This window comes from Chroococcidiopsis sp. CCALA 051 (genome assembly GCF_003015105.1).
GTDB lineage: Bacteria > Cyanobacteriota > Cyanobacteriia > Cyanobacteriales > Chroococcidiopsidaceae > Chroococcidiopsis > Chroococcidiopsis thermalis.
On sequence record NZ_PYCI01000087.1, the window covers coordinates 1 to 21031 of the forward strand.

Genomic DNA, 21031 nt, shown 5'->3' on the forward strand with positions numbered 1-21031 from the left:
GTCAATTAAGGACGAGCTGCTTTATTTTTGGCAGGTTTGATTTTATAATGGTCTTACTATAATGGAAATATTTGCGCTTTTAAAAAGATTAAAAATATTTCCATTATGAAGTAAATAGTATCAAAAGCGTCGTGTAAAAGCAAGTGACCTGCCTTCCAATCTCAGAAATTTTTATAATTAATTAAGAGTAATAGCGATCGAGAAAAACGATGGAACGTGGTTTGATTTGGTTGCCACTGCTAGGATTATTTTTTTGGTTAGCTTGGCAGGGACGAAACGAATTTCAAAAAGTAGAAGCCTACCAAAATTGGGCAAAACAATTTGAAAAGTCAAAATACGATATTTATGCGGTTTTGGGGCAGAATGGGAACGAATTAACTTGGGGAAAACCAACACGCACGGGACCCATTGACCTGAAAACTTTTTCTTTAGATCGGGTACAAGAAATTCACTTACTAGTAGAGGAAAAACCAGTAGCGTTGGAGACACCACCAAATAAAGGGAAAGCGATCGCGCTAGAATTTATCATGCAAGATTCACAAGATACCGTGCGAATTCCCTTTACAGAGATCCCGATTGCTGTAGAGTGGGGTAAATATTTACTTAAAAAGAAGAATTAAGATCCCATTCTCGCAAAGCGATCGCTACTCCCTGTTGTAGTCGCGGTGAAATATTAGCATCAGCAGCAAGTTGAGTTAACTGTTGATAGGCAGCAGTAGAATTTAACTGTTTGAGAGCAGCGATCGCGTGCAATTTGACGGCAAGATCTGAGTCTGCCAGTAATTGAATCAGCGATGGAATTGCTTGCATTTCACCCAATTGACCTAAAGACAAAGCGATCGCTTGCTTGAGTTTGGCGTGTTGTGCTGCTAAGCGATTGGTACGCAGCAATTCGAGTAAAATTTCTACTGCTTGTGGCTTTAAACTTAACTGTTCGACTCGTCCTAAAGCATTAATTGTTTCTTGCCAAATTGCGATTGAAGTTATTTGCTCGAAAACTTGCCGTAAATATTCCAGACTAGCTGAGGTTGCAATTCTGCCCAGAGCTAAGACAATTTCTATCTGTAAAGCGCTCGGCGTATGGGGAGACTGCAAGACTCGGAACAAACCTGTTGCAGCTCGATCCGTTCCCAATCTACCCAAACCGTTTGCAGCAGCTAGACAAACATCTATGCTGAAGTCATGCAATCTCAGCAGCAAGAGATCGACTAAATTCAATTCTTCACGTAAATCGGGGCGAAAACTCAAGCCAGTAACGGCTTCTTTTCTCACTTTTGCCCCCAAATCGCTTAAAGCTTCAATTAAAACGGGCGGAATTTTAGGATCGTGAAAGCTACTCAAAGCTTCGATCGCGATCGCTCTAATTTCCACATCTGAGTCTCGAACAACGCTGAGTAGAGGCTCGATTGTTTCTTTAGTACGAATATAGGCAAGCGATCGCGCGGCTAGCGCTCTGGTATTCTCTCGCTCTAACAACTTTGTAATTGCAGATACAGCATTCGAGCCAATTTCTGCTAAAGCTGCGGCTGCTATTCCCTGTTCTTCTGGATTTGCTGATGTTTGCAACAACTCTACCAAAGCTGCGATCGCTTCTGGATCGTCAAAAGTCCCCAAACTCCGCACGGCAAACCAGCGCAATTCTTCATCCGCATCTTCATCTGCCAAAATCTCCAATAAAGATGCGATCGCCTCTCGTCCGAATTTAGGCAGTAACTTTGCCACATCCCACCGTTGATGAAAATCTCCCCACGTCAAAATATCGATTGCCCATGTTAGGGGAGACGGTAGGGGCGCATTGCTGTGCGCCCGTACAGAGGAGTCGGGAGTCGGCGAGAAGAGAGCTGAGGAAGCTGAGGGAGAAAATGGAGTTCCGAATTCCGCATTCCGAATTCCGAATTCTGAGATGAGTTGCTGAAGGCATTGGAGTAGCAACGCCCAGTTAGAAGCAGCGTGGGCGAGTTGTGCCTGTTCTAACAAATTAGCAGTTTGTAAATTCACGGTTAAATTACTGCGATTTGAATTAGATGATTATCAGGGAGCAGGGAAGAGAGCTGAGGGAGCAACTACCAATTACCAATTACCAATTACCAATTACCAACTACCAATTTCCCACACCCCATTCGCCGATCGCTGACAACTGATAACTGATTTCAGTCTGACCTAATTGAGACATGCTACATCCGTCTTTGTACCGATTTCTATGTCATATCTGCATAGAAATGATGCAAAAAGTTCAATAAAAGCAATGATTTGTTACTTAAGTTACGAATTGGTAGGAAAAATCCGCGTAAGTTAGTTTTTAACGAGCAAGCAACACGGGTTGGCACTCGATCGAACTGCGATCCATCAAATATTCAGACTGCAAAGACTGGGGTTGTTGCTCAAATTCGGAGGGTTAATCGTACAGAAGGCGATCGCAAAGTATCGAATGTATCAAAAATACAGGGATGACTTTTCATATGATGCCATTTTAAAGCCATTTTAAAATAACTGCGTGGTGTCTTGTCTGATTCCAACCTCAAACGAAAAGAAGGTGCGTCGCGAACGCCCATCATACTGATGAAAAGAAGATTTTGCCAAGGAAGACAACGGACAGCAGGTTGTAACAAAATCTAACAGATGACAGAAACTTAGAACTAGCGGAATTTTTGATTTTTTCAACATAAGTGCTGGTAGTGGCACAAAAATAGCAGATAACAGGGATAAAGCCATATGACGGACGCAGCAACCTCCAAGGCAAGTCTGAATAAATTTGAAAAATTTAAGGCAGAGAAAGATGGTCTTGCGGTTAAAGCAGAGATCGAGCAATTTGCCTCTATTGGTTGGGAAGCAATGGATGAAACAGATCGCGACCATCGCCTTAAGTGGCTAGGCGTGTTCTTTCGTCCAGTCACTCCAGGTAAATTCATGATGCGGCTGCGGATGCCTAATGGCATTATCACCACCCATCAGATGCGAGTCCTGGGTGAAGTCCTGCAACGCTATGGCGATGACGGTAGCGCAGACATCACTACCAGACAGAATATTCAGCTGCGGGGCATTCGGATTGAAGACTTGCCAGAGATCTTTCAAAAGTTTGCTGCTGTGGGATTAACCAGCATCCAATCGGGGATGGATAACGTCCGTAACATTACTGGCGATCCGCTAGCAGGACTCGATACCGAAGAGTTATTTGACACGCGAGACTTAGTGCATCAAGTGCAAGACGCAATCACCAATTACGGTGAGGGAAACCCAGAATTCACCAACTTACCGCGAAAATTTAATATTGCCATTACTGGTGGTCGCGATAACTCCGTCCATGCAGAGATCAACGATCTTGCTTTTGTTCCGGCGTTTAAGGGCGGGAGTCGGGAGTCGGTAGGGGCGCACGGCTGTGCGCCCGTACAGGAGAGTCAGGAAAAAGAATTTGGTTTTAATATCCTAGTTGGTGGTTTCTTTTCTGCTAAACGTTGCGAGGCGGCGGTTCCTTTAGATGCTTGGGTAGCACCAGAAGATGTAGTTGCTGTATGCAAAGCAGTTTTGGAAGTTTATCGAGATAATGGACTGCGAGCCAATCGACAAAAAGCTCGCTTGATGTGGTTGATTGACGAGTGGGGGATGGAAAAATTCCGTCTAGCTGTAGAAACCCGAATGGGTAAATCTTTGCGATCGGCAGCTGCTAAAGACGAAATTGACTGGGAAAAACGCGACCACATTGGCGTCTACCCTCAAAAACAGCCAGGACTAAACTACATCGGCTTACACGTTCCTGTCGGACGGCTCTACGCTCAAGATATGTTTGAAGTAGCGCGGTTGGCAGAAGTTTATGGTAGTGGTGAGATTCGCCTGACTGTAGAACAAAACATAATTATTCCCAACATTCCCGATTCGCGTCTCGGAACCTTCCTGGCGGAACCACTCTTACAACGCTTCTCCATAGAACCCGAAACGCTAACCCGAGGACTCGTATCATGTACGGGCGCTCAGTTCTGTAACTTTGCCTTGATTGAAACCAAAAATCGAGCGCTGGCAACAATTAAGGCGCTAGAGGCAGAACTAAGATTTACTCAACCAGTCCGCATTCACTGGACGGGATGCCCTAACTCCTGCGGACAACCCCAGGTAGCGGACATTGGACTGATGGGAACCAAAGTCCGTAAAGATGGCAAAGCTGTAGAAGGTGTTGATATCTACATGGGTGGCAAAGTCGGCAAGGATGCTCATTTAGGTAGCTGCATCACGAAGGGAATTCCCTGCGATGATTTGCAGCCAGTATTGCGCAATTTACTCGTCGAGCATTTTGGCGCTAGACCGAGGCAAGAAGTTGCAATAGGGGCTAGAGGCTAGGGAAAGAAGTCAAAAGTCAAAAGTCAAAAGTCAAAATCTACCTCTCGCTAATTACCAATTACCAATTACCAATTACCACTTCAAGAATGACCAAGTTTACAAGACGGCAATTCATCATTACTACAAGTGCGGCAGCGGCAGGTTCAGCTTTAGTTCACGGTTGCAGTTCAAGCAACACGGCAAGTAACAATACCTCTACTACGAATACTAGTTCGACAGCTAATGTTAGTCCCGTTGCCGACGCTCCCAAAGTGGAGACGACTACAGCAAGGTTAGGCTTTATCGCCCTGACTGATTCTGCACCCTTGATTATTGCTGCGGAAAAGGGGCTTTTTGCCAAGTACGGCATGACTGATGTGAAGGTGGAAAAGCAAGCCTCTTGGCCCGTCACCCGCGATAATTTAACACTAGGTTCTGGTGGTGGTGGGATTGATGGGGCACATATCCTTACGCCAATGCCTTACCTAATGAGCTTGGGAACGATTACTGAGGGTAAAAAGGTTCCCATGTACATTCTGGCAAGGTTGAATACTAACGGTCAGGCTATTTCTGTTGCTGAAACTTACAAGGAGTTAAAGGTAGCTAAGGAAAGCACGCCACTCAAGGAAGCCTTCGCTAAATCTAAAGCTGCTGGCAAAGATCTCAAGGTAGCCATGACCTTTCCTGGCGGGACACACGACTTATGGATTCGTTACTGGCTAGCGGCTGGTGGCATTAATCCTGACTCTGATGTCTCTGTCGTCCCCGTTCCACCACCGCAAATGGTCGCCAACATGAAAGTGGGCAACATGGAAGCTTTCTGTGTCGGAGAACCTTGGAATGCTCAACTCGTGAACCAAAAGCGGGGTTATACAGCTTTGGTAACTGGAGAGTTGTGGAACGACCACCCAGAAAAAGCTTTTGCAATGCGGGCTGACTGGGTAGATAAAAATCCCAATGCGGCGAAAGCATTATTGATGGCAGTACAAGAAGCCCAACAATGGTGTGAAAAAGCAGAAAACAAAGAGGAGATGGTGAATATCGTTTCCCAGCAGAAGTGGTTTAGAGTCCCAGCTAAAGATATTATCGAGCGAGCTAAAGGCAACATTGACTACGGCGACGGTCGTACAGAAGAAAACTTCGCCTACAAAATGAAGTTCTGGGCAGACAATGCTTCCTATCCCTATAAGAGTCACGATCTGTGGTTTTTGACGGAAAACATTCGCTGGGGTTATATTCCGGCAAATACCGACACGAAGAAACTCGTAGACCAGGTAAATCGCGAAGATCTATGGAAAGAAGCTGCTAAAGCAATTGGCGTACCAGATGCAGAGATTCCTAAGAGTTCTTCCCGTGGTGTGGAAACTTTCTTTGACGGAGTCAAGTTCGATCCGGCTAATCCCGAAGCTTATTTGAAGAGTCTAAAGATTAAGAAAGCTTAATGATGGGCTAGGGAAAAAAGAACTCCTGTAGAGAGGTTAAATGTAACGTCTCTACAATTCCCGACTCCCGCAATTCTTTATATAAACGTAGAAGCATAGGAGGAGCATGACCGCAACGCTAGATCGTTCGAGAAAAAGTTTACAGCAAAAAGCGATCGCCAAGTTTATCGCTAAAAAAGTGATTCCGCCCATCGTGGCGATCGCCATTTTTGCATTGATTTGGCAGTTACTTACAATGAGTGGGATTCTTGCTTTGCCTTCACCGATCGAGGTCATTCAAGAAACATGGGACCCTTACATCATCAATCCCTTTTTTGATAATGGCGGGACAGATAAGGGATTAGCATTACAAATTCTGGCTAGTTTGGGACGGGTCGCAATCGGTTTTTCCCTCTCAGCTATTGTCGGAATTACTCTGGGAATTCTAATTGGCTCGAATGAATTTGTTTACAACGCTGTAGACCCGATTTTTCAAGTTCTTAGAACCGTTCCACCTTTGGCATGGTTGCCCTTATCGTTAGCAGCATTACAACAATCCAATCCCTCCGCAATTTTTGTAATTTTCATTACAGCAATTTGGCCCATCATCATCAACACAACAGTGGGCGTACAACAACTGCCTCAAGATTATCGCAACGTCGCTAGAGTTCTCAAACTCAGAGGAAAAAAATATTTCTTTAAAATTCTGTTTCCCGCCACCGTGCCTTACATTTTTACAGGTTTGAGAATCGGGATCGGTTTATCTTGGTTAGCAATTGTTGCCGCAGAAATGTTAGTTGGTGGAGTCGGCATCGGCTTTTTTATCTGGGATGCTTATAACAGCTCTTTATTAAGTCAAATCATCATCGCACTGATTTATGTCGGTGTCGTCGGTCTGCTATTAGACAGAATCGTTGCTTTCATTGCTAGTAAAGTCGTTCCAGAAGAACAGCGATAGGGGCAGAAACAGTGACCAGTTTAACAGTGACCAGTGACCGCTACTGACAAACCCTGGTAGCTAGTGACTGACTCACTACTCCCTACTTCCTACTCCCTACTCCCTAAAAATCACCATGTCAGTTTTTGTTGAAGTTGACCACGTTGATAGAATATTTTCATTGCCAAATGGTAGTACCTATACGGCACTGAAAAATATTGAATTAAAAATTAAACAGGGTGAGTTTATTTCCTTAGTCGGTCACTCTGGTTGCGGCAAATCTACGCTACTAAATATTATTGCTGGTCTAGACCGTGCTAGTCGTGGTGGTGTAATTCTAGAAGGACGGCAGGTAAAAGAACCTGGACCCGATCGCATGGTGGTATTTCAAAACTACTCTCTACTGCCCTGGATGACAGTGTACGAGAATATCTCGCTGGCGGTTGATGAAGTTTACAAAAATCAAACCAAGGCAGAAAGACGATCGACTGTCGAACATCACATCGATTTAGTCGGCTTGCGTCACGCTAGAGATAAGCGTCCGGGCGAACTTTCTGGAGGAATGAAACAACGGGTGGCGATCGCCCGTGCTTTAGCAATTCGTCCTAAGTTGCTGCTACTCGACGAACCCTTTGGGGCGTTAGATGCTTTAACGCGGGGCGGTTTGCAAGAACAGTTGATGAAAATCTGCGAAGAAAGTCACGTTACCTGCGTGATGGTGACACACGATGTAGATGAAGCCTTGCTGCTGAGCGATCGCATTGTCATGCTCACCAACGGTCCCGAAGCACAAATCGGACAAATTCTCGATGTCAACATTCCCCGTCCCCGTCAGCGGATGGAAGTTGTCAATCATCCCAGCTACTACGCTATGCGTAACGAGCTGATTTACTTCCTCAACCAACAAAAACGCATCAAGCAGCGCAAAGCAAAACAACACGTCGTCGTTGCTGGCAATGGCTTAGAAAAAGTCAATTTAGAAATCGGCTTTATCCCCCTGACCGACTGCGCCCCGTTGGTAGTCGCCAAAGAAAAAGGCTTCTTTGCTAAATACGGCTTAACCGATGTCACCCTCAGCCGCGAACCGAGTTGGAAGGAGATCTCTAAGGGTGTGGGTACGGGACGCTTAGACGCTGCCCAAATGGTTGCAGGAATGCCCTTAGCCATGACTTTAGGGGCAGGTGGTAAAACTCCTATCCCCATCGTCAGCGCCCTCACCCTCTCCCGTAACGGTAACGCCATTACGCTGAGCAAAAAGTTTTTCGAGCAAGGAGTTAGAACCCTAGCCGACTTAAAAGCCGCGATCGCTTCTGACTCCGATACCATCCACACCTTCGGTATGGTACACCCAGCCTCAATGCATAACCTAATGTTGCGTTACTGGCTGGCGAGTGGTGGCATTCATCCCGATGAAGATGTCAGCTTAACCGTGATTCCGCCACCGCAAATGGTAGCTAATCTCAGAGCTGGAAACATCGACGGTTATTGTGTCGGCGAACCTTGGAATTCCCGCGCCGTCTACGAAGACTTGGGATTTGTCGTTGCCACCGATTTAGACTTGTGGGCGGGACATCCAGAAAAAGTTTTAGGCGTGCGGGAAGAATGGGCAAACCAATATCCACAGACCCACGTTGCCCTAGTTAAAGCCTTATTAGAAGCTTGCGACTACTGCGACGATCGCCGCCATCGAGAAGAGATTTTAGAACTACTCTGCCGACCGGAATACGTTGGTTCCGATCCCGCTTACACTCGTCTTGGGTTCCTCGACCCCTACAATCGCGGTGACGGTTCCGCACCCCAACAACTATTGCATTTCAACCAATTCCACGTAGACAAAGCCAACTATCGCGATCGCACCGATTTGTTGTGGATCTTGACTCAGTTAGCACGCTGGGGATTAATTCCATTCCCGAAAAACTGGGTAGAAGTTCTCGATCGCGTCAGTCGTACCGATGTATTTGGCATCGCCGCCCGCGAACTAGGATACATGGACATCGGACACGATTCCCAACCCATCAAGCTATTTGACGGCAAAATCCTCTATCCCGATCGCCCAATTGACTACCTCAACAGTTTAGAAATCAAACACCAAATCCGCGTCGAAGAAATTGCGATCGATCCTGTAGTCACTGTTTGAAAGAAGGGTAATTGGTAATGGGTAATTGGTAATTGGTCGCTCTTACCCCTACTCCCGACTCCCGACTCCCTATTCCCTAGAGAAACATGCAAATTAGAGAAACTCAGCTTACACCCCAGATCGTAGAACCCAGAACCCAGAACCCTTTTTTAGTCATAGAGGATGTTTCCAAGGTCTATCCTACGAAAAATGGTCCTTATACAGTTTTAAAAGATGTTAATTTCACTGCTCGCGAAGGTGAGTTTATCTGTCTGATCGGTCACTCTGGCTGTGGCAAGACTACCCTACTAAATATGGTGGCAGGATTTAACAAACCCACTACAGGGGAAGTCAGGCTGCAAAGCGATCTCGTCACCGAACCAGGACCGGAACGGATGATGGTGTTTCAAAATTACTCCCTGCTGCCTTGGATGACGGCGTTTGATAACGTTTATCTATCCATCGATGCCGTCCATCCCAATATGCCTGCGGCACAGAAAAAAGCGATCGCTAAAGAGCATTTAGCAATGGTAGGACTGACGGAAGCTGCCGATAAAAAGCCACGTCAGCTATCTGGAGGAATGAAACAACGAGTGGCGATCGCCCGTGCTTTAGCTATTCGTCCCCAAATCCTGATCCTCGACGAACCTTTCGGGGCGCTGGATGCCATTACCAAAGAGGAACTCCAAGAAGAACTGCTAACAATTTGGCGAGAACACCGCGTCACCGTGTTGATGATCACGCACGACATTGACGAAGCCCTATTTTTATCCGATCGAACGATCATGATGACCAACGGTCCTTCGGCAACGATTGGTGAAGTTGTGGAGATTCCCTTCCCTCGTCCGCGCCAACGCGCCCGTATCATCGAAGATCCCCGTTACTACGAACTGCGCAACCACATCCTCGACTTTTTATATCATCGTCATGCCCATGTGGAGTAGAGAGTGGCTGGACTATTTTCTAGTCACCAGCCACTAATCACTGATAACTGAAAACAGCGATCGCTCCGACATTTAGGCGATCGCTATTTTTTTGCAATCTGTCTTTGGGTGGTAAATATGCATGAAAATGCATGAAAACTATGCGTTTATTTCATAATTAATGTAATTTCGTTACAAAATATACGAAACTTCTGGCTTTAGTAATCCAATCTAGAGTAGTAACCAGTATTGAAAGTGCCATTAAAAATTCAGACGCAATCACTTTTCTATCAGTGTTATGGATGTAATTTGTGCAAATAAAAAGTCAAGCCAGCAAATGTTTACGGTATGGTTCGCCAATATTTTTCGACACTGATAGAACTTTTTCAAACTGGTAAAAGATAGCCTAATTCACACTCATAGAACCTCATAGCTCTTACAACACTCTTGAGGCAATTCACAGAATTGCTAACAGCACAACTTTTGCAATTCCTCTTCTTTTGACTTAGGAAGTCATCTCATGCTCAAAGGCTTAATTTCATTCCAGGGTCGCTATCGCATCTTACATCAAACGTGGTTTGCTTTCTTTTTAACTTTCGTTTGTTGGTTTAACTTTGCACCCTTTGCCGGATTAATTCAGAAAGAACTTCATTTAAGCGATCCGCAAAAAACAACTCTCCTCATCTGCAACGTAGCACTGACAATTCCAGCCCGTATTATTATCGGTATGCTGCTGGATCGGTTTGGACCGAGAATTACCTACTCTTTTCTGTTGATGTTTGCTGTAGTTCCTTGTATGGCAACAGCGATGTCTCACGATTTCAACCAATTGGTGTGGAGTCGTTTGTTGATGGGGATTGTCGGTTCTGGATTTGTCATCGGCATTCGCATGGTGTCTGAGTGGTTCCCGCCCAAAGATATTGGTATTGCTCAAGGTGTGTATGGCGGCTGGGGTAACTTTGGGGCTTTTGGTGCTGAATTTGCTCTCCCAATTCTTGCAGTAGCTACTGGCTTTGTTGCAGGTGGTGCATCTAACTGGCGTTTGGCAGTTGCCTTTACAGGTATTGTTGCTGCAATTTACGGTGTTATCTACTTCAATACTGTCCAAGATACTCCTAGCGGTAAAGTTTACAAGCGTCCTAAGAAAAATGGTGCGATGGAAGTCACCAGCAAAGGCAGTTTTTATGCCATGCTGCTGTCAAATTTCGGTCTAATTTTCGCTCTTGGTTTGTTAGCTTGGCGTTTGGCTCAACCTAAAATTCACTTCCTCAGCCTAAGCCAAATGTATATTGTTTGGATTGGACTATTAGGATTGTATGCTTACCAAACTTATCAAGCTTGGCGCGTCAATAAAGAGTTATTAACCGGACAAAAAATCTACTCTCCATCCGAACGCTATCAATTTCGTCAAGTTGCTTTACTCGAATTTACTTACGTCACAAATTTTGGTTCGGAATTGGCAGCAGTTTCTATGCTCCCAATCTTCTTTGAAACAACTTTTAGCTTGGATCATCATATGGCAAGTATTATTGCCTCATGCTATCCATTCTTAAACTTAGTTTCTCGTCCTAGTGGTGGTTTAATTTCTGATAAATTAGGTTCGCGCAAATGGACGATGACAGTTATTTCGGTTGGAATTGGGATTAGCTACTTACTCGCTTATGAAATTAATGGGAGCTGGGCTTTACCACTAGCGATCGCCGTGACAATGCTCTCTGCTTACTTTGCCCAAGCTGGTTGTGGTGCAACTTACGGAATTGTACCTCTGATTAAAAAAGAAATTACCGGACAAATTTCTGGTAATGTCGGAGCATATGGTAACTTTGGTGGGGTAATTTATTTAACAATTCTCAGCCTGACCAATGCCCGTACTTTGTTTGCCACAATGGGAATTGCTGCTCTAGTTTGTGCTAGTTTGTGTGCTTTCTTTTTGAAGGAACCAAAAGGCTCTTTTGCTGAAGATTACGAAACTAATTCTGCGACAGCAGAACATGCGTTACCAAGTAGTTCTATGTTGGCAGAAGAAGTAGAATAAAATCTCTTGTTGCATTCCACCTACCTAATCTTTATACGGGATAACGCAGGTAAATTTTAAACTGCGTTATCCTAGTTTTCTATTATTAGTACCTAACGACACTTATAAAAGAAAGTTATCAGTTGCCAACGACCAATTACCAATTACCAATTATCAATCACAGCGATCGCCAAAAGTTTTTTAAAATACTATATTTGTTTGCCTCTCTCTATGGTTATAATTTTTACTAGAACTAACTGAGGTAAATAGTACATCTGATATCAAAATTAAGTAGAATCTGTTCGATCTATTTCGATTTTGATTATGTCATAACTCTCGGACAATTTTACTCCGAAAAGCGATATTTATGTAACATTTTCTACAGACTAAAATTCCGAGCGTAGGTAAGTTATCTGGTAATGTAGAATCGTGGTTTAAAGTGGTGAAAAACTGTCAAATTTACTGAAACATCTTCTACTAAACATTCTCCAATTTTAAATCTGTAGCCCATTAACGAAAAAATTGCGGTAACACTGTCATGACTGACTCCACCAAAACCCTATGTCCTTATTGTGGTGTCGGCTGCGGCTTAGAAGTCTCACCCCCAGCCGCTGCTGGCAAAGCGACCAATCGCGACAGTCAAGGGAATCCAGTCTGGAAAGTGAGAGGGGATAAAGCCCATCCTTCCAGTCAAGGAATGGTGTGCGTCAAAGGCGCGACAATAGCAGAAGCGATCGCCAAAAGCCGCTTGCGTTATCCGATGGTGAGAGACTCGCTCAATGAAGAGTTCCGCCAGGTAAGCTGGGAAGAAGCACTAGAAAAAATCGTCAATCGCATTCAAACAGTCCGCCTGACTCAAGGGGCTGATGCAATTTGCATGTATGGTTCCGGTCAGTTTCAGACCGAAGACTATTACATCGCGCAAAAACTCATGAAGGGGTGTTTGGGGACGAATAACTTTGATGCCAATTCTCGCCTGTGCATGTCGTCCGCGGTATCTGGTTACATACAGAGTTTTGGTGCTGACGGTCCTCCCTGTTGCTACGAAGATTTAGAACAAACCGATTGCGCTTTTTTAATCGGTACAAACACTGCTGAGTGTCATCCAATTGTTTTCAACCGCCTCAACAAATACTGCAAGCAGAACCGCAACGTCAAAATGGTCGTTGTCGATCCCCGCTACACAACTACGGCGGAAGCTGCTGACTTGCATCTGGCGATTCATCCTGGGACGGATATCGACTTACTTAACGGGATCGCCCATTTGTTAATGCGTTGGGGCTGTATCGACTTAGATTTTATTGAAGATTGTACGAGTAATTTTCCTGCTTATGCAGAGTTAATTCAAGATTACACCCCAGAGATGGTGGCGCAAAAATGCGGAATCTCTGCTGCCGATTTAGAGACGGCGGCGCGATACTGGAAAGAATCGAAGCGCGTCCTATCTATGTGGTCGATGGGCGTAAACCAGTCATCGGAAGGCACGGCAAAGGTCAGAACCATTATCAACTTGCACCTCATGACAGGGCAAATCGGTAAACCTGGTGCGGGTCCATTTTCCCTTACGGGACAACCGAATGCAATGGGCGGACGAGAAGCAGGGGGATTGGCACATCTGCTTCCAGGTTACCGCAGCGTGAAAAATCCACAACACCGCGCCGAGTTAGAGCAACTTTGGGGTCTGCCAACTGGTAGTATATCTTCTGAGTTTGGTAGAAATACTTGGGAAATTATCACGGGCTTGGAGTCAGGGGAAGTCGGCGTATTGTGGATTGCAGCAACTAACCCAGCTGTAAGTATGCCAGATTTGGAAAGGACGAAAGCAGCACTATTGCGATCGCCTTTTACCATTTACCAAGATGCCTACTATCCTACTGAAACTGCTGCCTACGCCCACGTCTTGCTTCCCGCCGCACAGTGGAGTGAAAAGACGGGCGTAATGACAAATTCCGAACGGCGCGTGACTCTGTGTAGTGCCTTTCGTCAGCCACCAGGAGAAGCTAAAGCAGACTGGGAAATCTTTGCTGAAGTTGGCAGAAGGTTGGGCTTCACAGAACAGTTCGCTTTTTCTGCTGCCACCCAAGTCTACGCTGAATTTACCAAAATTACTCGCGATCGCCCTTGCGACATGTCAGGATTGAGTCACGAACGCCTCCGCGCCGAAGGACCGCAGCAATGGCCCTGTCCCGAATCTGAATTAGGTAAATCAGATCGTCACGAAAAAGCCAAACGATTGTATACAGACTTTAAATTCCATACCCCTGATGGTAGGGCGAAGTTCGCCGCCTACCACTCGCGGGGACTGGCAGAACCACCCGATCCGAAATATCCCTTTGTCTTGACAACGGGACGATTATACGGGCATTGGCATACCCAAACTCGCACGGGCAGAATTGATAAAATTCAACAGATGCATCCCAACCCATTTATCGAAATTCATCCCCGCGATGCTGCGAGTTTGAAAATTAACAATGACGATTGGGTAGAAGTGCGATCGCGACGTGGTAAAGCTAAATTTCCTGCTAAAGTAACAAAAGCGATCGCCCCTGGTACGGTGTTTGTGCCGATGCACTGGGGCGCGTTGTGGGCAGAACAAGCTGAAGCCAATGCCCTCACCCATCCCGAATCTTGTCCTGACTCCAAACAGCCAGAATTAAAAGCTTGTGCGGTTCAATTGATTCCTTTGAGCAACAACTTTTTCTCATATCAAGAAGCAGAGCAATACGATCCTGCGCCCTCGCCTATTTCTGTGTAAGTAAAACAGTTCAAAATTCAAAATTCAAAATTCAAAATTTCAGAAGGTACAAGCCTCTAACGAATCTCTGTGTCTGCCTCTAGCTACAGTAACGTAAAGAGTGCAGATTCGAGTAGCAACGGATGCAAGTAAAGAGTTAAAGTAAATACTTAAGAATATAAAGATTTATTAAAGGCGATCGCCTCTATGACGGTTCTCCTGTTGGCAGTGTCGAGCTTTATTGCTTGGGTTATTAGTAGCTTAGCTGGTGGGGGAAGTCCGTTTATTATTATTCCGATGGTAAACTTCCTGCTGGAAACGCCAGCTATTCCGCCAGTCGTGACCACAGGAATGTTATTGGGGAACTTGCAACGAGTTTTTGTTTTTTGGCAAGATATAGACTGGCGGCTCACTTGGTGGTATTTGCCTGGTGCAGTGTCGGGGGCGATTTTGGGTGCGATCGCATTTACTCAAACTCATCTAGAGTGGATACAAACTCTACTAGGGCTATTTTTAGTCAGTTCTGCTTTCAGTATGTTTGTAGGCGAGAGCAAACCATCTTTTCAAGTCCCAGGTTGGGTTTTCTTACCTGCTGGTTTCATTCATGCTTTTCTCTCAGGCTTACTCGGTAGTATTGGTCCAATCTTAAATCCACTGTATTTAAATTACGGCTTATTCAAAGAAAAAATGATCGGCACGAAATCCGCCCATGTTCTAGTAGTACATATAGCCAAAATGTGTACTTACGCTAGCTTGGGAGCATTTACCAAATCGTATCTCTGGTATGGATTAGTCATTGGGATGGCAGCAATTCCGGCAAACTGGGTAGGACAGCAAATGTTACAGAAAATGAGTAACGAGCAGTTTCACAAGTTTGTGACTGCGCTGATAACTATTAGCGGTTTATCAATATTGTGGAATCAAAGAAAATTTTTTGCTATTTTGTTGCAATGAGATTAAGACTGCCGCACTCACGTTAAGATAGATCGCAAAAGCGATACACCAAACGGTAGCTCGGACTCGATATGCCAAGAAGCCAGCGTAATGACAACTTTGTAGATAAAACATTTACCGTCATGGCAGATATCATTCTGAAGATTCTGCCTACCAATAAAAAAGCTAAAGAAGCTTTTGTCTATTACCGCGATGGTATGTCTGCTCAAGGGGCTGGAGAGTATGCCGAAGCTTTAGACAACTACAGACAGGCTTTGGAACTAGAAGAAGATCCCTACGATCGCAGCTACGTTCTCTACAATATGGGGTTAATTTATACAAATAATGGCGAACACGAGATAGCTTTGGAGTACTACGAAAAAGCACTCGAATGTTACCCCAACATGACGCAAGCCTTGAACAACATGGCTGTCATCTATCACTTCCAAGGGGAAAAAGCCAAAGAAGAAGGAGATAGCGATCGCGCTGATAGTTTATTCGATCTCGCCGCTGACTACTGGAAACGCGCTATCCAAATAGATCCCAACAACTATCTCGAAGCACAAAACTGGCTCAAAACCACCGGACGTTTATCAAAAGATATTTACTTTTAATGGTAATGGGAAAGTCAAAAGTGAAAAGTTAAAAGTCAAAAACTATAGATGACTAACTACTAACTACCAACTACCAATTACCAATTACCAATTACCATCCATGCTCGACAAAGAACAAGTTCGTAAAGTTGCCCATCTCGCACGCCTAGCACTCACTCCCGAAGAGGAGGAACAATTTACCACTCAATTAAGTAGCATTCTAGATTATTTCGAGCAGTTGAGCGAACTTGACGTAACTGACGTGCCTCCAACCATGCGGGCAATTGATGCTAGTAACATCACCCGTGCGGATAAACTAGAACCATATGGCGATCGCGATGCTATACTCGAAAGCGCTCCAGAACAGGATGGGGAATTTTTCAAAGTTCCTAAGATCCTCAATGAGGCATAGTATCAGTTATTAGTGGTAATGGGTAATGGGTAATGGGTAATAGGTAATTTGTTGTTCACCCCAACTCTGGACGACTCTGCACGGGCGCGCAGAAGTGCGCCCCTACCGACTTCCCTATCTCCGCTGCCGGGATAGCGATTTAGAAGCCAGCAATCGTGCTATGACATAGACTAAGCTACCTGCAATCATACCTGGTAGGACTTCGTAAACTACGGAAGATAACTTAAATACCAGGTTCCAACTAATAGCGGTGATAATTCCAACAGCCATCATTAATAGTGCTACAGGCGTACTGACGGGCAATTGCCCAACTCGCAATAGTAACAGTGGACCTAAACCCGAAGCTAAAGCCGACCAAGAAAATGTAATTAAGAGAAACACATTATCATCGCCTACTAAAGCAATACTCAAAACGATCGCGGTGACAGTTAAAGTGCCTAACTTGACAATTCGATAGGAATTAGCAAATTGAGGCGCGATGTCTTGAGTCAACGCCGCCGAACAGCAGAGAATTTGAGAATCGGCAGTAGACATAGTAGCAGCAAAAACTCCGGCTAGCATCAGTCCGACAAAGCCTGCGGGTAGCAATTCTTCTGCTAAATACGGCAATGCTAACTCAGGATCGCCACCTGATATCAAGTCGGGTAACAACACCCGTGCTGCTAAGCCGATGGTAATGGAGGAAAAAGATGTGGTTAAACTAGCAATAGTTTTGATATTCAGCGCCCTATTGACATTATCGGGGGAGTCAATCGCCATCGCTCGGACTAAGATATGAGGTTGACCGACTACGCCAAATCCAGCCACAATCCAACCAATAAAAAAGGGCAGAAAGCCCAATGGTAGATTAGATGGACTCAAATTAATTAGCTTTGCATCAATCGCGCCCAATCTTGTCCAAAGTTGCCCAAATCCACCACAGTCGGTAATTGCTACGGATAGTAGGAGCAGCAACGAACCAATCATAATGATTCCTTGGACTGCATCCGTCCAAATCTCCGCTCGCACACCTCCAGAAAAACAGTAGATAATGACGATCGCGGCTCCGAGGATAATTCCTAGACGATAATCCCAGCCGAAGACGACATTCAGTGCTTTGCTACCTGCTACGAGTTGCGATGCTGCATACGCACCGAGAAAAGCCACAATAATAATACCTGAAACAATCGAGATCCAACGAGCGCCAGAAGTATTTTGCGCTAAGAAATCAGAAACAGTATCCGATGCTGTTTCTTCGGATCTTTTTCTTAAACGTTTGAAAAATAAAAACCAAGCGAGATAGTCTCCTATTGCCCAACCAATAACTAACCAAATAGCAGAAATTCCGGCTGTGTAGGCAAAGCCAACTTGACCGAGAAATAATAAACCACTCTGACCTGTTGACATGGCGGAAAGCGCTGTCAGCCAAGGACTTACCCCGCGACTAGCGAGGATGTAGTCAGCAGTTGTATTTTTCTTATGAGTTGACGAGTAGATGCCAACGCCAATAATCAGAGCTAGAAAAACAATGAAAGTAGCTGCAATAAATATGCGATCGCTCATAGATTTATCAGTTATCAGTTATCAGTTATCAGTGTAGAGACGTTAGATGTAACGTCTGTACAAAGTTATCAGTGGTTGCTGATGCAGATGACTTTACTTTTTGTTACATCTTAAGACATCCTGCTTCTGAGTGAAAGTGAAAATCAACTGCTGATTTGGTTAGAAGGTGAATGGCGATCGCAATTTATATTTGATTTATGAGAAAAAATTACTATTTTTTGATGATTCAATCTTAATATTTTATTTTTGTCTTATAGCAATTCTCAACTGCGTGCGTGACATTTTTAGGGGCGCACAGCTGTGCGCCCCTAAAGATTGCGTGTTTTACCTAAATCAAAACCGCTATTAGTAGAATAGGCAATGCTCGCCTACAATTGAATTCTCACTTCACTCGATGAGCCTAATTTTTTATACCATAAGATAGATGCATTTTTCTCCAAACTAGTAAGAAAAGACTTTTAACTTCTGACTTCACTTTATTGGTTTAGCATGTATGAAGAGCGAACTCAAACACTCACAAGTAAAACTTCGCACGAGGGGCGATTGATGGGTTTAGGTATTCTAGCTGACGGTAAATGGATTTCCGAACGGGAACAAGAAGATAACCAAGGGAAATTTATCCGCCCTTCTACTACCTTTCGCAATAAAATTACTGCTGATGGTTCGAGTGGTTTTAAAGCAGAAGTAGGACGCTATCACTTATATATTTCTTGGGCTTGCCCTTGGGCGCATCGAACGGCAATTATGCGTCGTCTGAAGGGACTAGAAGATGCAATTGGATTATCTGTAGTAGCAGCAGAGATTGACCAAAATAGTTGGGAGTTTAGCAGCGAACCTGGGGCAATTCCCGATACTGTTAACGGGACGCAATATCTTTGGCAACTTTATCTAAAAGCCGAACCAAATTATAGCGGACGGGTAACAGTTCCCGTGTTATGGGATAAGCAAACTCAGTCAATTGTGAATAATGAATCTCGCGAAATTATTCGCATGTTTGATACTGAGTTTAACGATATTGCGAGTAAGAATGTCAACTTCTACCCCAAAGATTTGCAAGCACAAATAGACAAAACTATCGATGAGATTTACCAGCCAATTAATAATGGTGTCTACCGAGCCGGATTTGCCACTCAACAAGTGGCTTATGAGGAGGCTGTAACGGAGTTATTTGAGGCTTTAGACCGTTGGGAAAATGTTTTAGCTAAACAACGTTATTTATGTGGCAATTGCATTACAGAAGCCGATTGGTGTATGTTTACAACCTTACTGCGTTTTGATGCTGTTTATTACGTCCATTTCAAATGTAACTTACGCCGGATTGTAGATTATCCTAACTTGTGGAACTACTTAAAAGACTTGTACCAACAACCAGGAGTGAAAGAAACTTGCAACTTGGATCATATTAAAAGACATTACTATCGGAGTCATCCCAAAGTTAATCCTACTCGCATCGTGCCTAAAGGACCAATAATTGATTTTGAGGCTCCCCACAACCGTAATGAAATAGGTGTTGCAGTTTCAGTTTAAAAAGTAGGGTGGGCATTGCCCACCCTACTTTAACCTTTGACGCAAACAACTTGCTTCAATGTTGCCACAATTTCGACAAGATCTGACTGATTATTCATCACCTGATCTATTGGCTTATATGCCCCTGGAATTTCGTCTAAGACACCCGTGTCTTTGCGGCATTCTACGCCCTTCGTTTGCTCGATCAAATCGTCAAGTGTATAGACATTTTTTGCCTTATTACGAGACATCAAACGCCCCGCACCGTGACTGCAAGAACAATAACTTTCAGCATGACCTTTACCTCTGACAATAAATGATTTCGCACCCATTGAACCAGGGATAATCCCATAATCTTCAGTCTGCGCCCTTACCGCACCCTTACGAGTCACGTAAACGTCTTCGCCAAAATGCACTTCCTTTTCGGCATAGTTGTGATGGCAATTGACTTCTAATAGAGGCTTGAATGGCTTACCACCAGCTACATGTTTTTCCACAACTCGCTTAAAGCGTGCCATCATCACGTCACGATTGACACGGGCATAGTTTTGCGCCCACTGCAAGTCTCGCCAATAAGCAGCAAACTCTGACGTACCGGAAACAAAATAAGCCAAGTCAGGATCGGGCAAGCGATCGCCTGCTAATTTTGCTAGTTCTTTAGCAGTATTAATATGGCACTGTGCCAACTTGTTGCCGATATTTCGAGAACCAGAATGCAACATCAACCAAACTCGATCTTCCGTATCGAGACAAACTTCTAAGAAGTGGTTGCCACCGCCAAGAGAACCCATTTGTTTCATGGCTTTTCCTTGCAAGTCTTGCACCCCACGATGTAGATCTTTAAAATCATTCCAACGTTGCCAGTTAGTGACAGATTTTTCCACATCTTGATTTTCATTAAAACCAACTGGAATTGATGCTTCAATATCCAAACGAATTTTTTTCAACTTGCCTTCTAATTGTTCGGCATGATATGGAGTTTGAATGGCAGCCATGCCACAACCAATATCTACTCCCACAGCCGCAGGCAAAATTGCATCTTTAGTTGCTACAACCGAGCCGACTAAAGCACCTTTACCTAAGTGGACATCGGGCATCAATGCGACGTGTTTAAATACAAATGGTAGCGATGCTACGTTTTTCGCCATCTGGGTTTCTTCATGTCCTAAAGCATGATTTGCCCAAGAAAGTACGGGTACTGGTGTATTAATTTCTAGTTTTTCGTATGGCATATTTTTAGTTAAAAATTAAGGAAAAATAACTGATGTATCGGTCAGGGCGCACGACTGTGCGCCCCTACAGAAACATTACCCAGGGCGCACGGCTATGCGCCCCTACAGAAACATTACCCAGGGCGCACGGGGCTATGCGCCCCTACAGAAACATTACCCAGAGCGCACGGCTATGCGCCCCTACAGAAACATTACCCAGGGCGCACGGCTATGCGCCCCTACAGAAACATTACCCAGAGCGCACGACTGTGCGCCCCTACAGAAACATTACCCAGAGCGCACGACTGTGCGCCCCTACAGAATACTTGGGTTTTTGATTCCCAGATTGACTATCTCTACAGGGGAGAATACTAACTTAGC

Annotated in this window: 16 protein-coding genes; 13 read left to right on the top strand and 3 right to left on the bottom strand. The window is 44.5% G+C overall.

Translation table 11 applies throughout. From position 1 onward, the window contains the following. Positions 1 to 209 precede the first annotated feature (209 nt). Positions 210 to 620, top strand: a complete 411-nt coding sequence (locus C7Y66_RS19700) for a hypothetical protein (RefSeq protein ID WP_015155566.1) — start codon at positions 210 to 212, stop codon at positions 618 to 620. On the opposite strand, the gene C7Y66_RS19705 is transcribed toward C7Y66_RS19700, so the two are convergent. Then, positions 604 to 1998, bottom strand: a complete 1395-nt coding sequence (locus tag C7Y66_RS19705; RefSeq protein WP_106546886.1) for a HEAT repeat domain-containing protein — start codon at positions 1996 to 1998, stop codon at positions 604 to 606. The two genes, C7Y66_RS19700 and C7Y66_RS19705, sit on opposite strands and share 17 nt — an antisense overlap. Positions 1999 to 2712: 714 nt before the next feature. Between C7Y66_RS19705 and C7Y66_RS19710 the strand changes: the two genes are divergently transcribed. The 10 genes from C7Y66_RS19710 to gatC all read left to right on the top strand — a co-directional run bounded on the left by C7Y66_RS19710 (position 2713) and on the right by gatC (position 16391). Then, a complete protein-coding gene (locus C7Y66_RS19710) occupies positions 2713 to 4329 on the top strand; it encodes a ferredoxin--nitrite reductase (RefSeq protein WP_015155568.1) in 1617 nt (538 codons plus the stop codon). Positions 4330 to 4415: 86 nt separating this feature from the next. Beyond that, positions 4416 to 5750 carry a CmpA/NrtA family ABC transporter substrate-binding protein gene (locus C7Y66_RS19715; RefSeq protein WP_106546887.1) on the top strand — a complete coding sequence of 445 codons (1335 nt, stop codon included), beginning with the start codon at positions 4416 to 4418 and terminating at the stop codon, positions 5748 to 5750. A gap of 106 nt (positions 5751 to 5856) precedes the next feature. Then, the gene (gene ntrB / locus C7Y66_RS19720) at positions 5857 to 6687 is read left to right on the top strand and encodes a nitrate ABC transporter permease (RefSeq protein ID WP_015155570.1); all 831 of its coding nucleotides are present in this window, start codon (positions 5857 to 5859) and stop codon (positions 6685 to 6687) included. A gap of 115 nt (positions 6688 to 6802) precedes the next feature. Further along, positions 6803 to 8803 carry a nitrate ABC transporter ATP-binding protein gene (locus tag C7Y66_RS19725; RefSeq protein ID WP_106546888.1) on the top strand — a complete coding sequence of 667 codons (2001 nt, stop codon included), beginning with the start codon at positions 6803 to 6805 and terminating at the stop codon, positions 8801 to 8803. 86 nt (positions 8804 to 8889) lie between these two features. After that, positions 8890 to 9726 (top strand): ABC transporter ATP-binding protein, encoded by an 837-nt coding sequence (locus C7Y66_RS19730; RefSeq protein ID WP_015155572.1) that lies wholly within the window; start codon positions 8890 to 8892, stop codon positions 9724 to 9726. Positions 9727 to 10225: 499 nt separating this feature from the next. After that, on the top strand, positions 10226 to 11740 hold the full coding sequence (locus tag C7Y66_RS19735; RefSeq protein ID WP_106546889.1) for a NarK family nitrate/nitrite MFS transporter: 1515 nt from the start codon (positions 10226 to 10228) through the stop codon (positions 11738 to 11740). A 517-nt stretch (positions 11741 to 12257) separates the two neighbouring features. Beyond that, positions 12258 to 14474: a molybdopterin oxidoreductase family protein gene (locus C7Y66_RS19740; protein WP_106546890.1), complete on the top strand. Its 2217-nt coding sequence runs from the start codon at positions 12258 to 12260 to the stop codon at positions 14472 to 14474. 186 nt (positions 14475 to 14660) lie between these two features. Further along, the gene (locus tag C7Y66_RS19745; protein ID WP_106546891.1) at positions 14661 to 15407 is read left to right on the top strand and encodes a sulfite exporter TauE/SafE family protein; all 747 of its coding nucleotides are present in this window, start codon (positions 14661 to 14663) and stop codon (positions 15405 to 15407) included. 71 nt (positions 15408 to 15478) lie between these two features. Beyond that, positions 15479 to 16000, top strand: a complete 522-nt coding sequence (locus C7Y66_RS19750) for a photosystem I assembly protein Ycf3 (RefSeq protein ID WP_015155576.1) — start codon at positions 15479 to 15481, stop codon at positions 15998 to 16000. Between the two features lie 100 nt (positions 16001 to 16100). After that, positions 16101 to 16391, top strand: coding sequence for an Asp-tRNA(Asn)/Glu-tRNA(Gln) amidotransferase subunit GatC (gene gatC, locus C7Y66_RS19755; RefSeq protein ID WP_015155577.1), 291 nt, complete (start codon positions 16101 to 16103; stop codon positions 16389 to 16391). A gap of 114 nt (positions 16392 to 16505) precedes the next feature. On the opposite strand, the gene C7Y66_RS19760 is transcribed toward gatC, so the two are convergent. Then, positions 16506 to 17933: a sodium/proline symporter gene (locus tag C7Y66_RS19760; RefSeq protein WP_106546892.1), complete on the bottom strand. Its 1428-nt coding sequence runs from the start codon at positions 17931 to 17933 to the stop codon at positions 16506 to 16508. Positions 17934 to 18479: 546 nt separating this feature from the next. Between C7Y66_RS19760 and C7Y66_RS19765 the strand changes: the two genes are divergently transcribed. After that, the gene (locus C7Y66_RS19765) at positions 18480 to 19460 is read left to right on the top strand and encodes a glutathione S-transferase family protein (protein ID WP_106546900.1); all 981 of its coding nucleotides are present in this window, start codon (positions 18480 to 18482) and stop codon (positions 19458 to 19460) included. A 29-nt stretch (positions 19461 to 19489) separates the two neighbouring features. Here C7Y66_RS19765 and C7Y66_RS19770 read toward each other — a convergent pair whose 3' ends face one another. Then, positions 19490 to 20671 carry an RtcB family protein gene (locus tag C7Y66_RS19770; RefSeq protein WP_106546893.1) on the bottom strand — a complete coding sequence of 394 codons (1182 nt, stop codon included), beginning with the start codon at positions 20669 to 20671 and terminating at the stop codon, positions 19490 to 19492. 32 nt (positions 20672 to 20703) lie between these two features. Between C7Y66_RS19770 and C7Y66_RS30600 the strand changes: the two genes are divergently transcribed. Next, a complete protein-coding gene (locus C7Y66_RS30600; RefSeq protein ID WP_146149825.1) occupies positions 20704 to 20988 on the top strand; it encodes a hypothetical protein in 285 nt (94 codons plus the stop codon). Positions 20989 to 21031: the final 43 nt, after the last annotated feature.